At 34.2% G+C, this 12,982-nt stretch carries 19 protein-coding genes; 11 read left to right on the top strand and 8 right to left on the bottom strand.

The window, feature by feature from the left end; all coding sequences use genetic code 11:
• Positions 1 to 234 precede the first annotated feature (234 nt).
• Positions 235 to 405, top strand: a complete 171-nt coding sequence (locus tag C1724_RS25065) for a YozD family protein (protein ID WP_102349765.1) — start codon at positions 235 to 237, stop codon at positions 403 to 405.
• Positions 406 to 511: 106 nt separating this feature from the next.
• Here C1724_RS25065 and C1724_RS25060 read toward each other — a convergent pair whose 3' ends face one another.
• On the bottom strand, positions 512 to 1,246 hold the full coding sequence (locus C1724_RS25060; RefSeq protein ID WP_102349763.1) for a class I SAM-dependent methyltransferase: 735 nt from the start codon (positions 1,244 to 1,246) through the stop codon (positions 512 to 514).
• Positions 1,247 to 1,284: 38 nt separating this feature from the next.
• Positions 1,285 to 1,725: an Hsp20/alpha crystallin family protein gene (locus C1724_RS25055; protein WP_102349761.1), complete on the bottom strand. Its 441-nt coding sequence runs from the start codon at positions 1,723 to 1,725 to the stop codon at positions 1,285 to 1,287.
• Positions 1,726 to 1,908: 183 nt separating this feature from the next.
• On the opposite strand from C1724_RS25055, the gene C1724_RS25050 reads away from it, so the two are divergent.
• Positions 1,909 to 2,118 carry a YozQ family protein gene (locus tag C1724_RS25050; RefSeq protein WP_102349759.1) on the top strand — a complete coding sequence of 70 codons (210 nt, stop codon included), beginning with the start codon at positions 1,909 to 1,911 and terminating at the stop codon, positions 2,116 to 2,118.
• A gap of 92 nt (positions 2,119 to 2,210) precedes the next feature.
• Here C1724_RS25050 and C1724_RS25045 read toward each other — a convergent pair whose 3' ends face one another.
• Positions 2,211 to 2,390: a hypothetical protein gene (locus C1724_RS25045; protein ID WP_102349757.1), complete on the bottom strand. Its 180-nt coding sequence runs from the start codon at positions 2,388 to 2,390 to the stop codon at positions 2,211 to 2,213.
• 130 nt (positions 2,391 to 2,520) lie between these two features.
• On the opposite strand from C1724_RS25045, the gene C1724_RS25040 reads away from it, so the two are divergent.
• On the top strand, positions 2,521 to 3,288 hold the full coding sequence (locus tag C1724_RS25040; protein WP_102349755.1) for an alpha/beta fold hydrolase: 768 nt from the start codon (positions 2,521 to 2,523) through the stop codon (positions 3,286 to 3,288).
• 128 nt (positions 3,289 to 3,416) lie between these two features.
• Positions 3,417 to 3,572 (top strand): hypothetical protein, encoded by a 156-nt coding sequence (locus tag C1724_RS25880; protein ID WP_180994443.1) that lies wholly within the window; start codon positions 3,417 to 3,419, stop codon positions 3,570 to 3,572.
• Between the two features lie 201 nt (positions 3,573 to 3,773).
• On the opposite strand, the gene C1724_RS25035 is transcribed toward C1724_RS25880, so the two are convergent.
• Both C1724_RS25035 and C1724_RS25030 read right to left on the bottom strand, forming a co-directional pair.
• On the bottom strand, positions 3,774 to 4,055 hold the full coding sequence (locus tag C1724_RS25035; protein WP_102349752.1) for a hypothetical protein: 282 nt from the start codon (positions 4,053 to 4,055) through the stop codon (positions 3,774 to 3,776).
• A gap of 17 nt (positions 4,056 to 4,072) precedes the next feature.
• The gene (locus tag C1724_RS25030; protein ID WP_102349750.1) at positions 4,073 to 5,326 is read right to left on the bottom strand and encodes an MFS transporter; all 1,254 of its coding nucleotides are present in this window, start codon (positions 5,324 to 5,326) and stop codon (positions 4,073 to 4,075) included.
• A gap of 160 nt (positions 5,327 to 5,486) precedes the next feature.
• Here C1724_RS25030 and C1724_RS25025 point away from each other — a divergent pair, with 160 nt between their 5' ends.
• The 4 genes from C1724_RS25025 to C1724_RS25010 are packed head-to-tail and all read left to right on the top strand — an operon-like array spanning position 5,487 to position 8,661.
• Positions 5,487 to 6,257, top strand: coding sequence for a phosphosulfolactate synthase (locus C1724_RS25025; protein WP_102349748.1), 771 nt, complete (start codon positions 5,487 to 5,489; stop codon positions 6,255 to 6,257).
• A gap of 15 nt (positions 6,258 to 6,272) precedes the next feature.
• Positions 6,273 to 6,830, top strand: a complete 558-nt coding sequence (locus C1724_RS25020) for a histidine phosphatase family protein (protein WP_102349746.1) — start codon at positions 6,273 to 6,275, stop codon at positions 6,828 to 6,830.
• 34 nt (positions 6,831 to 6,864) lie between these two features.
• Positions 6,865 to 7,560, top strand: a complete 696-nt coding sequence (locus C1724_RS25015; protein ID WP_308410520.1) for a phosphoadenylyl-sulfate reductase — start codon at positions 6,865 to 6,867, stop codon at positions 7,558 to 7,560.
• Positions 7,561 to 7,578: 18 nt separating this feature from the next.
• On the top strand, positions 7,579 to 8,661 hold the full coding sequence (locus tag C1724_RS25010; RefSeq protein ID WP_102349744.1) for an inorganic phosphate transporter: 1,083 nt from the start codon (positions 7,579 to 7,581) through the stop codon (positions 8,659 to 8,661).
• A 74-nt stretch (positions 8,662 to 8,735) separates the two neighbouring features.
• On the opposite strand, the gene C1724_RS25005 is transcribed toward C1724_RS25010, so the two are convergent.
• Positions 8,736 to 9,353, bottom strand: a complete 618-nt coding sequence (locus C1724_RS25005; RefSeq protein ID WP_102349742.1) for a YitT family protein — start codon at positions 9,351 to 9,353, stop codon at positions 8,736 to 8,738.
• Between the two features lie 125 nt (positions 9,354 to 9,478).
• Between C1724_RS25005 and C1724_RS25000 the strand changes: the two genes are divergently transcribed.
• Positions 9,479 to 9,937, top strand: a complete 459-nt coding sequence (locus tag C1724_RS25000; protein ID WP_102349740.1) for a hypothetical protein — start codon at positions 9,479 to 9,481, stop codon at positions 9,935 to 9,937.
• Positions 9,938 to 10,030: 93 nt separating this feature from the next.
• Positions 10,031 to 10,270: a hypothetical protein gene (locus C1724_RS24995; RefSeq protein ID WP_308410519.1), complete on the top strand. Its 240-nt coding sequence runs from the start codon at positions 10,031 to 10,033 to the stop codon at positions 10,268 to 10,270.
• Positions 10,271 to 10,724: 454 nt separating this feature from the next.
• Here C1724_RS24995 and C1724_RS24990 read toward each other — a convergent pair whose 3' ends face one another.
• Positions 10,725 to 11,018 carry a DUF3055 domain-containing protein gene (locus C1724_RS24990; RefSeq protein WP_102349737.1) on the bottom strand — a complete coding sequence of 98 codons (294 nt, stop codon included), beginning with the start codon at positions 11,016 to 11,018 and terminating at the stop codon, positions 10,725 to 10,727.
• Between the two features lie 106 nt (positions 11,019 to 11,124).
• Entirely contained in the window at positions 11,125 to 11,865 is a 741-nt protein-coding gene (locus tag C1724_RS24985) for a YwaF family protein (RefSeq protein ID WP_102349735.1), read from the bottom strand.
• A 154-nt stretch (positions 11,866 to 12,019) separates the two neighbouring features.
• Between C1724_RS24985 and C1724_RS24980 the strand changes: the two genes are divergently transcribed.
• Positions 12,020 to 12,781: an NRDE family protein gene (locus C1724_RS24980; RefSeq protein WP_102349733.1), complete on the top strand. Its 762-nt coding sequence runs from the start codon at positions 12,020 to 12,022 to the stop codon at positions 12,779 to 12,781.
• Positions 12,782 to 12,982 lie beyond the last annotated feature (201 nt).

Here is a 12,982-nt window from a genome sequence, read left to right as displayed (position 1 = left end):
TTGCGTCCAAGCGAGAGTTTGTTCGTTGTTTAAAGGAAAAATGTAGAGAAAATCGCAGTCACAAAGCGAGACAAACTCTCATCATCAACCGGATGAAGAGAAAACTCAGCAAAAAAGTAATGTAAACATGAGATAATTTTAAGCAAGTTCAGTAATACACTATCATAAGTAGGAAAGATCGCCCATATAAATGAACAAACTAACTAACTTGTTGCATAGAAGGGAGATCTTTTATTGAAGAACATAGTAATTGATTCAGATGAAATTGCGAACTTCTTTTACGAAAGATTAATTGATTCTGGATACATTCCAACTGAAGAAGAAACATTGGTAATCGCAGATATTACCTTTGATTATTTATTAAGTATTGGATTAATTGAGGAATTAGATGGTGACCAAGAATAATCGTAGTTTGATAAGCATCCACTGCAAGGATGCTTATTCATTTTTAGCCATTTTACACGAAACAACAACGTACTGAATGATTTCATTTCTAAAGTGGACAACCTAACTACTTAATCGCCTTAAATACACGATGACCCAATACAGATTGGTATTTAAGGATGAGCAGCTCATGATCGGCCCAAATATTATAAATATCTGTATCAACTTGTTCTGAGGGTTCAAAGATAGGCATTGAGGTTTCAAGCAATTCATTTTGATATACTAAGTGTTCGCTTGCTTTACCTGAAAACAATATTTCAATTGGATTAAAACCAGCTTGTTCTATTGCAACCATCCATTGTTGCTCTGTTAAAATTTGATTCATGCCATAAAGATTTTGGATACTTTGTTTATCTTCGTTATTCAATACGTCCTCAGCGGTCATTTCTAAAGCTAACAGGGTTCCTCCATCCTTCAATACACGTTGATATTCTTTAAGTGAACGGTATATATCTGTAAAAGCTGTGACGGATTCAGTAATGACCACATCAAATGTTTGATCAGGAAATGGTAAATTTTCAGCGTTGGCTCTTTTCAAAATAATCGGAAGGTTCGCTTCCTTGAATCGTCTTTGAGCTTTCTTAACCATTTCCGGGTGTATGTCTATTGCTGTTACTTGACAGCCATATTCGCTTACAAGATAGGCTGCTGTTAAGCCTGTTCCGCAGCCTACATCCAAAATATGATCATCTTTTCTAAGCCTGCTTGCCTTTACTATTTTCTTCGTTAGTTCTAAGCCACCAGGATGAGCATTACCAACCCCCATGTACGCTAAGAAATCAAGATAGGTGAAAGATCTCATCTTTTAACTCCTTCCTTTTAGAATAATCCAGTTAACTATTAATTGCTTTCAATCGCAATCGAGCGCCCGGTTGGTTGTTGTTTTTTTATAAAGACTTTTAATAAACCGTTTTTCATTTTTGCTTGGATAGATTCTTCTTGTATTGGATGAGGAAAACCAAGTATTCGTTCGATGTGACTTGAAGGATCTTTACTGGTCATGGCAGTTATTTTTAATTGCTGATTGATTAATTCAACTTTTATATCTTCTTTTGCATAACCTGGCAGGCTTGCTACAACAATATAGTGCGTAGTAGTTTCATTTATTTTAATAGGCATGGTCCGATGAAACATGTTTTTTAAATCGAAGTTATTAAAATTTAGTTGACTAAAATTAAAATGACCAAAGGTATCATCTAAAAAACGCTCAGTAGATTTTATAAATTGTTTAAAGTTTTGTTGGTTTATTAAGTTACGTTTGGGGTTTCTATTTTGATCCACGTCTAATCGCCACCTTAATAAAGGTTCTTTTATTACTTTATGTATAAAGGAAAAAGGTGGATAGGTATCGGCCTAAATAGCTCGATAATAAAATGCCAAAATTATTGTTAAAAATAGTGGAAGATGTCATAAATAGCTAAGTCTAACACAAACTATAAAAGTCAATAAAAAGGAGGCATGATTATGAAAAGTAATAATCAAAATCAAAGTAATAAAATAGCTGAAAAAATTTATGATCCAAGCTTTTATACTAGTAATAATGAAGTTGAGAAAGGGCTCGCTATAACCCATGAGCAGGCAAGTGATTCGCTTGTAGAGGGAACAATCGATGGAAAAATCGAAGATGTAAATGGAAAAAATTTAGATATACCAAGAGAAGGATACCCTAAATAAGCAAATATAAAGCAGCCTCTGGTACTTGAAAGAAACATTCATGAACCAGAGGAGCTCATTTTAGGAATTAATTCTATAATGTAACAGCAGCGCTAATTGATTCCATAATCGACATCACTGCCATTTAATTGTAGATCCGAATTCTCTCCTGGCGCAAATGTAACATTGAGTAAATTCTCCGTTCCCTGTAGGTCGGGAAATACCTCTATATAATCATCATATTTCTTGTTGCTTGGTGTTGTTTCGTTTAGTGTGTTTTTACTTTGACTCATAAAATATTACCCCCTCCTTTTAAAGTTGCCATAGAATGAGCAAAACTATTCAAACTAATTTTCACATAAAGCCATAAAGTCAGGCCCATAATACATGTAAAGAGATACTTTTCTTTTTGGGGGGACAAAATTGCCGTACTTTTCGATTAATGGGGAAATGAACATGTATTTTGAGGAACATGGAATAGGGGACCCGATCGTTTTTATTCATCCACCTGCCATGGGCTCGATAACATTTAAAAAACAAAAAAGCTTATCAGAAAAATATAAAGTGATTTTATACGATATTAGAGGGAATGGCCGAAGTGAATTCTCAAACGAAGATATTACGATAACGCTTTTAGCACATGATTTAAAGGCGTTAGTAGATCATCTAAATCTAAAGAATGTAATATTATGTGCCTACTCGTACGGTGGGGCTATCGCGCTTGAATTCGCCTTGCTGTATCCTGATCATGTTAAAGGTATCATTCTGTGCGGGGGATTTTCAGAAGTGAGCAGTTTTCGATTGCAGCAGCAATTTAAGATAGGGATTTTTATTGCCCAAGTGCGAGGAATTAAATTATTAGCAAAAGCTTTAGCTACAAGCCATACTCAAGAGAAACCATTCCAAAGGGAACTTCAAAATTATATTGAAATGGTAAATCCAAGGATTCTGTATCAAATGTATAAGGAAGGCCTTTATTATAATTGTACTGTTCGTCTTTCTCAAATAAAGATACCGCTTTTGCTAATTTATGGCTCAAGGGATCATTATATCCATGGTTATCAAACATTATTTAAAAATAATATATCGCAAACAGATGTTATTTATATTTCCAAAGCTAAACATCAAATTCCAACTAAGTTTTATCAAGAATACAATACCGTTATAGACAAATTCGTCCAATCGATATAGGTCATCTACAGATGCATTGATATTGTTACAAAAATCGAGTCAGTTGTGATAACTAAAAGCTCTTCTTGTCAAATATTGCGCTTTCCCGAGAAATAAAAATAGAAACTAGACATTAGGAGGTTAATGAAATGGCCACAGATAAACAACAAAAGTACGAAGCAACCGTTGCTCCGGGAATAGACGATCATGAAGAACTGGGCCAAAAAGCTTCAAACAAAGATATTGCCCAGCATAATACAACTAAAGTAACAACGCTATCATACGATGAGACTGACCCAAGTTAAGGTCTCTTCTGCTTAAAACATTACAAAAAAGGATAACCAATATTGGTTATCCTTTTCGGATTGATATAGAATAAAACTCTTTACCCAAGCGTCCTCTTACCAATGAGGCTTGTGTGTCTCTACTACTATACGCCATTAAACCTTTGAACTCTGCCCAATGACAAGTACGATGTAGTAGGGCAGAGATATATTGTTCGGAATCTACTTGCTTTCTTCTTCAGCGTTTATTTCAAACTTTGAGCCTCCGATTGTTAAATAGCTATAAACTTCGATGTCTGGTTTTGTTTTTTTCATGCCTTGGATGTAGGGTGTAACTAAATCTTTAAAGTCTTCTTTAACACCTTCTTCTGCTTGGCCATAAACATACATCTTTTTTTCGTCAAATAAAAACGTTAAAAAACCAATAGGTTTATTATTTTGATCGACGATATTTAGTAGCTGGCTTTCATTTTTCATAACCTCAGGAGAAAAATAAATTTGCATTGTAAACCTCCACCTTTTTACTCAGTTTTTAATTCAAGGCGTTTAAATACTGAACCGCCCATTTGTTTCTGAGGATTTTCATTTTTAACGTGAATCAAAATTAAACATAACAAGCCAACTAGTAATGTTAAGCTCGCGGTTGATAGAAACATACCCGTTCGAGACCATTCCATTAACCACCCATATATTGGCGGCCCAATAGCCACTCCCAAAAAACGTACTGATCCATAGAGTGAGGTCACAAAACCTCTTCGTGCTGCTTTTACAGAACCAGTAATAAAACTATTAATGCAAGGAAGAACTAACCCGGTTCCGATGCTTGAAATGACAAGTATAGCTATAAAAGGTACTAATTTATCGAAGAATACAAGTGTTGCAAATGAAACTGTCATTAGGAGAAAACCAATGATAATTAAGTTTTTCATAAGTTTCATATGTTTTCCAATTTTACTACCTGTTATATACGATGTAATTGTCATAAAAAGCAAAGGGATAGCAAGTATACTACCTTTTAATACACCATCGGTATTATATGTTTTTTCAAGTACATCAGATATATAAAACAAAATACCGAACAATGTAAATAAGCAAGTGGCACCAGCTAAATAAGCGGTAAATAACCATCTTCCTTCTTGTTTAAAAACTGAAAACAGTCCTGCTGCATATTGTTTAACTGGAGGTGGTTCTTTTTTCTTCTTCTTTTCATGAACAAAAAATAAAGTGAGTAAAACCGATATAAGACAAAAAGCTGGAAATGCAAAGAAAGCTGCATACCATACAAGTAATGCGAGCAATGAACCAATGATAGGAGAGACAACTTTTCCAAATCCGTTCGACGCCTCTACGAGTCCAAGAACTTTACTTTGTTGGCCACCTTTAAATAGATCTCCTGTCAATGCCATTGCAATCGGGGCTGTACCTGCTGCACCTATGCCTTGTAAAACACGGCCAGCTAATACCCACATATAAGCGTTATCAAACCAAGCGGCAGCAGATCCTGCAATAATTCCACCTGTTCCATATGCGATTAAAGACGGAATTATAATCGCTTTTCGGGTAAATCTGTCTGAAAGATAGCCCAATACTGGAATTGAAATAGCGGCAGCTACCGAGAAAGCTGTGATAACGAGACTTACTTGAAACTGGGAAATGTCAAGCTCGTTTTTCATTTTAGGCAAGATTGGAATTAGCATAGAGTTTCCTAATACCAGGATTAGTGGTATGGATCCAATTGCTAATATAGTTAAAAATGATTGGTTTTGTTTGGCCAAGTTTAGTACAACTCCTTTTACAGCTTTTCATGACTTTTATATTGTTAGAAATTGTCCTCATAACTATTCAAAAATGGGCCTAGTTTTTTGACCTACAGTTGCACTCTTTATATTTTGTGTGAATAATCTAGTTTTGAAAGCAAAGGAGGCGTTTATCCTAATGGACTTTCTAACATTACCAACCAGAACAACAGGGAATCGAAAGTTTGGAATTACATCTGTGACTGATTTTGGTATTCCAATAGGGGAATTAAAACATTTATTAGAGGATTATCATCGCTATATTGATATAGCAAAACTTGGTGTGGGATCTGCCTATGTTACCCCAAATCTCCAAGAAAAAATTAATCTGTATAAAAGTTTCAACATAAAGGTGTATTGTGGTGGAACCTTGTTCGAAAAATGTTATTTACAAGGAACGCTAAAAAAATACACACAATCTTTAAGAGAGCTTGGAGTAAATTGGATCGAAGTTTCAAATGGTACCCTTGATATTCCTTTAGAAGAAAGAATTAGTTTAGTAGAGGAATTAAAGGAAGACTTTTATGTATTAGGTGAAGTTGGTTCAAAGGATAGTGATAAAGATTTATCAATCCGGAGTTGGACTGAAGAAATCACTGCATTGTTAGACGCTGGCTGCCAATATGTGATTACGGAAGGACGAGATTCTGGAACAGCAGGCATATATAATCGGAATGGAGAAGTGAAAAAATCAATTGTTGCAGAACTTTCAAAACAGATTGATTTACGTAAAGTTATCTTTGAAGCCGCGTCTTCAAAGCACCAAATGTATTTTATTAATGCGTTTGGAGCAAATGTGAACCTAGGAAATGTAAAAATTCAAGACGCCCTTCTATTAGAGGCCGAACGAGTTGGGCTGAGAAGCGAAACCTTTTTCATGGCAGATAAGAGAGCTTCATCAACAAAATAAGTGAGGTTTATAACATTGGAACTTTTTTTAATTAGACATCTTCCTACTGAATGGAATAAAAAGGGATTATTACAAGGAAGTCGTGATATTTCAATCGATCCGATTGTAGAACCTGAACAACAAATGAATATAGCAAAAAATATTGAAAAAATTAAATTGTTTAAACCTGAGTTGACTCTCGCAAGTCAATTAAAGCGAACCCACCAAACCGCCGAACAGTACGGATATACATCTTATGTAACGGATCCCTTGTTAAATGAATTAAATTTTGGTGATTATGAGGGAAAAGACAAGAAATATTTAATAAATACTGCAGGTTGGATTGATCATCCACGAAATTTAACATTAGGTGAACGCATGATTGATTTTGAAAATCGACTATTAACATTTATTGATAAATATAAAAATTATTCACGAATTTTAGTATTCGGACATGGTGCATGGATACGCGGTATGGTTTCTATCAGTGAAACAGGAAATATAAATATGATGAATCAATTCACGGTAGAAAATAATACCGTTCAATATCTTGATTTATCTACGATTTTAGCAGAAAGGGCAGATAGAAGTTAGAAACCGACCTTTTGAATAAAAGGAGGGGAAAATCTTGCTCACATATGATTCATGGTCTGAAGATATAGTTAACTCAATTTCAGTAAAGGATACAATGGATTGTCTTAAATGGGCCTTTGAGCAATATGGTGATCAAATCGTATATGCTTGCAGTTTTGGGGCAGAAAGCAGTGTATTATTAGACCTGATCAGCAAAATTAATAAAAATGCTAGTATTGCCTTTATAGATACAGACCTTCACTTTATTGAAACATATGAAATTATTGAAAAAGTTAAAGAAAGGTATCCAACGTACAATATAAACTTTTTAAAATCTCAATATACTTTAGAGCAACAAGCTGAAAAATATGGCAAGAATCTTTGGGAATCTAATCCTAATTTATGCTGTAATGTTAGAAAAATTGAACCGTTAAAGAAAGAACTTTCCAAATATAAAGCATGGATTACAGGGCTTCGCAGAGATCAAGCACCTACTAGGGCAAATGTGCAGTATATTAATAAAGATAAAAAATTCAAACTTATCAAAATTTGTCCATTAATACATTGGACGTGGGATGATGTTTGGATGTATATAAACTTGAATAAACTCCCGTACCATGAACTACACGATAAAGGTTATCCTAGTATCGGTTGTGAGGTTTGTACAAAGCCAGTTCATAGCAATGAAGATTTACGTGCAGGACGCTGGCAGAATCATCAAAAAAATGAATGCGGCCTTCACTTTAGCTAAAGCGATGTGGACCTAATGATGTATATCGTAATCTCGTTAATCGTGGCATTTTTCTTTGCAATGAATATGGGGGCGAGTGGTGCTGCCGCGTCTATGGGAGTTGCTTATGGATCAGGTGCTGTAGCCAATAAAAGAATTGCGTTGCTTTTATGCTCGATAGGTGTATTTCTTGGAGCCGCTATTGGAGGAGAGGCGGTAGTAAAAACTATTGGAACGGGGATCGTACCATCATCAATTATTACCATTCAAATGGCGATCATCATTCTATCATCAGCAGCTTTTACACTTTTTATTGCAAATATGATTGGTATTCCGTTATCAACAAGTGAGGTAACGGTCGGTTCAGTAGTCGGTGTTGGTATTGCCTTCCAATCCGTTTATTTTCATAAATTACTAGTTATTGTATCCTTTTGGATCATCATCCCAATTATTGCATTTAGTTTAACTTTTGTAGCTGGGCTAATTATCTCAAAAATTAACCGAAGTCGAAAAGGGAATCTAAACGTACGTTGGAAAAAACCCCTTACCATTTTATTAATTATTACAGGTTTCTTCGAAGCATTTTCAGCAGGTATGAATAATGTATCAAACGCTATAGGACCTCTAGTTGGAGCAGGGATTATCTCTATTTCTTTTGGAACTTTAATAGGTGGCTTTTTTATCTCATTAGGTGCTTTTCTTTTAGGAGGAAAGGTGATGGAGACTAATGGGAAAAAAATTACCACATTGTCCCTACTAGAAGGATGTACGGTCTCAGGCTTTGGTGCTGGGTTGGTCATCATCGCATCATTATTTGGTTTACCAATTCCAATTACACAGGTTACTACAGCTGGTATACTCGGCATAGGCGCTGCAGATAAGGGTCTACTATTATGGCAAAAAGGGATTATAAAACGGATGTTAAAGGTATGGCTAGTATCACCAGTTTTCTCTTTAGTGATTTCATACGGGCTAGTAAAATTATTTTTTGAAGCAGATTTTTATACCGTAGTAGCTATTGGAAGTGTATTTTTAGCTACGATTGGTACTATGAGCTTAATAAGCTCCATGAAAAAGGAAAGAAAAGCTACTATTACAGCAAAAGGAAAAAAAGTAATGTGATTATAGTTTAAGTTTAAATAGAAAAATAAACCCACTTAATAAGTGGGTTTTATTAAAGTTATGTAAAGTAATATTTATTTTTTTCTCCAACCAAACGCAGGAGAAAATGATTTTGGAATTTCAACTTCATTAACGAAATCAATTATTCTTGTTGAAAGCCATTGACATACAATGGCATATATAACGATCTTCCAATGAATAACAACAGCAGTTAGAAAGAAGATGGAAATATTAATGCCAAACATTGCAGAACCTGGTCTTATCATAAAATGTTTAGAAATCATTAAAGCAGGAATGACCATACCCCCACTTGAAGCGTTATTTCGGATTAATAAACCAACACCTATACCAAAAATAATACTGCCAAGTAGCAAGTCTAATAATAAGTGGATATGCGGAATCCAAACGTGGGTAGATAGTAAACTGACTGTTACAGAAGTTGTTGTAACGGCAAACATCGTTCGAAGCGTCCAAGAATATCCAAAATACTTCAATGCAACGGATAAAAATACGAAGTTTACAATCCATAAACCAATACCTAAGGGCATACGGAGAAAATAATTCATTAGAATAGCAAGTCCAGCGGCACCACCTGAAGGGATGTCATGAGGAAATAAAAATAATGACATTCCAACTCCTTGCAACACTGCTCCTAAAAATACAAAAAGATATGTTATAATTGATCTACTCATTAATGATTCCACTTTCTATAATTTACTTAGTCCTTGTCCATATTTATGAGTGGAATTAGCTTTTTATGAATTGTTTAGCTATTTTACTTTGTCTATAGGACAAGTTTATTTTAGAGGTGTGTTTTATGGATTATAAAATATTAAATAAACCAGGAAGAAATATAAAAAAAACATCACAAATATTAGAGCGTATTTCATATATTGAAGAAATGAATGATGACCACATTGCTAATAATGAGATAACGATGCTTTACGAGGAAATCAAACAATTAAAAGACTTTAATTGGATTCTTCTAGACAAGCTTGATTCCCAATACAAAGAAATACAATCACTAATGAAAGACTTGCAGAGTGCACAGAAATCGTTGCCGGAAACACAACAACAACCTACAATGGAATTGGATAACGATACAAGATACAAAAAATTAGAAAGTCAATTATATGCACAGAAGCTAATGATAGAAGAGCTAGATCATAAAATAATAAGCGAACTGAAGTCTATTAAACGACAACAAGAAGTACTGACTAAAGATGATATCACAAAAAAACAAGCAATGAAATGGTTTCAATTTTGGAAAAAGTAACGTAAAATTTACCACTAGGTATCAGCTTTGAAAGGGGAGGGGGAGGCAATACTTAATTGGCCCATTTAATATTACTTAATTGGTGGGTTATTATTGCAGTCAAATACAATGAAAAAGAATAAACCAGACTGTTTTAAATGTAAATATTTTTATACTACATGGGATCAACGTTTTCCCCGAGGTTGTAGAGCCTATAACTTTAAAACACAACAAATACCGGCTGATTATGTATTTCGAGCATCCGGACAATCATGCTTAAAATTTGAAGAAAAAGATGACAATAAAACAAAAATAATACCTAAAAGAAAAGATAGAGGCGGTATGTGGGCTTAATCACTTCAAATATATTGAGAGATATTAGAGTATAAAGAAAAAGAGATCATATGCTATTTAAGCAAATGACCTCTTTTCATATCTTGTTTAATTTTTATGTGACTCTTCACCATACAGTGGATTATTCTCAGGAGTCGGGTCATTTTCAATGGATGATATTCGCTGTTTATTTGAGTTGATAGTTGGATTTTTCTTTTTATTACTAGTATTATTTTTGTTCATAATGTCATTTTGATTGCTACACCTTGTTGACTACTATGGCACTGCTTGTCTATTGTTGGCCTTACTGTCGTAGCAACCAATATTCACCTCCATTAGTCATATATTTATCATGAAATTGTTTACGGATATATTTTGGTTCATTCATAGGACTAAAATACTGCTGAGGTACTAGTAACATTTGGGGATGCACGGGGAAAACCCCACCCGCATTTTATGACGGTAGGGAGTTTTTTTAGTATTGTCTTGTAAACCCACTGTTCGGGATTTTTGTTTTGAAAAATTCAGTAACAGTTTTAGCTTCATCTGTATCAATATTAAAGATTTGGCAAAAATGTTCTGGATCCTCAAGATCGCTGCCTTCAATAAGTGTAGAACGACCAGTTTGCATACAAGTTAACAAAGTCTTGCCTAAAAACATATTGGTATAAATAATTGCAAAATCATATCTTAAATCATTAGTCATGAAACCTACATAATGCATTTTTACATTTTCAAATTCCTCATAAATCTTTTCAATTTCTACCATAAGCTTGTCACTCCTTTAAAAGTTGATAATTTTATTATACACAGATATCAATATTTTGTACATATTTTATATTGTAAAAATTTCGAAAAGTGGTAGAATTAAGTATTTACTGTAAAAAACTGTTTCTACTTTTCCAATGATAATAAATAGAAAATGGTAAATATAGAATAAGAAACATAATTAGTGCTACCCCTTCTAGTGAAAGAATATACAATGGCCAAGGCCCTAAATAATCTAATAGAGATGGATTTACCGGTTTTCGTAGTAAATACATGTAATTTCCTTGGAGGATGATATTTAATAGATAGACTGTACCTGCATATAGATTTAATAGGAAAAAAGCTTTCCATATTGAACGGAATGTTGGGCGGAATTTTTCTACGATTATCATAAATAAGCACGATAACACAACACCGCCATGAGAAATAAAAAAGTGAATGTATCTGAAGTGTGGGAAAGAGTACACGCCTAAATCCGGAGTAAGCATGGCTTGAAGAGCGCTTCCGATTCCAGAAAAATAGGTGAATTCAAATAGTGTGAAATTTTTTGATATAAGCATTACCACTGAAGTAAATAAACTAATACTGCTTAAATGAAGTGGAAGGGAATGGCTACTATCCCAAACGCCTATACTTAAAAACCATATTTGCAAGCTTATTTCTGACCCGAGGAGAGTAAACGCGATTGTATGTCTACTGATTCGATTGGTGATCGGCTCTCGAAAAAAGTGACGTAAAAAGTAGAGTGCTACACTCAATAAGAGCAGGAGCATCAAGGTCATGATATGAACCGTAGAGAATATAGTAAAAGGCTCGCCACTGTAAACTTTTTCAAAATACTCAATCATGTTTCCACCTCAATCCTCACTTTTAATGCTTAACTCTTATTATATTCTCCAGAGTATCCATTGTATTTTCACAGCGCTTTTATATAAAATAAATATAAAAGCATTTTACAAAAGTTTACATGAAATTAAATTTTTTACAAAAGGATGTTTGATCATGTGCCTTCTATTATTCGCTTATAATGTTCATCCTGAATTTCCTTTTATACTTGCCGGAAACCGTGATGAATTTTATAATAGACCAACAGAGCAAGCAACATTTTGGAAAGACCATCCGTCTATATTAGCGGGAAGAGATCTAGAAAAACTAGGAACATGGATGGGGGTTACTAAATCTGGAAAGTTTGCAGCACTAACAAACTATCGTGATCCAAATGAGACAAATGAAGGGAAGGAAAGTAGAGGGAAATTAGTTGCAGATTACCTTAACTCATCGGTAACGACCGAAGAGTATCTATCAATTATTAATAATAACCGTTTACGGTACCCAGGCTACAATTTAGTATTCGGAGATTTTACCTCCTTATGGTATTACTCTAATATTAATAATGAGCCAAAGGAACTAACATCCGGTTTGTATGGTTTAAGTAATCATTTGTTAAATACAAGTTGGCCCAAGGTTGATAGAGGGGTAGAAGGGCTAAAAGCTTGTATGAACAAAACAACGTTAGATATGGAGTGCTTATTCTCCGTTTTAGGAAATAACGAAGAGGCTCCGGATCACATGCTACCGCAAACAGGGGTCAGCTTTGAGTGGGAAAAGAAACTTTCTCCACTTTTTATTAAAACGAGTGATTACGGTACGAGAACTTCGACTGTAATTTTGCTAGACAAAACTAATAAATTAAAGTTCATTGAACGAACCTACAATGATCAAATGGTAGATGACCGTTGTTTTTCATTTCAAATTGAAGATTAATATAAAAAATGCTTACCATCTGGGAGGCCACTGAAAAAGTCCTTAAAATTTTAAAAAGGTATAATTCTCATATGTTTGAGGAATTATACCTTTTTTCTTGTATAATTATAGTATCAATTTCAAGTGGGTGGATTGGATGATACAAAAACAAGAGATGATGAATTTAAGTCCATATATGCAAATTTATGATTTGGTTGTTCC

It is taken from the genome of Bacillus sp. Marseille-P3661, from assembly GCF_900240995.1.
Taxonomy (GTDB): domain Bacteria; phylum Bacillota; class Bacilli; order Bacillales; family Bacillaceae_J; genus OESV01.
This window is presented reverse-complemented; position numbering and strand designations above follow the sequence as displayed.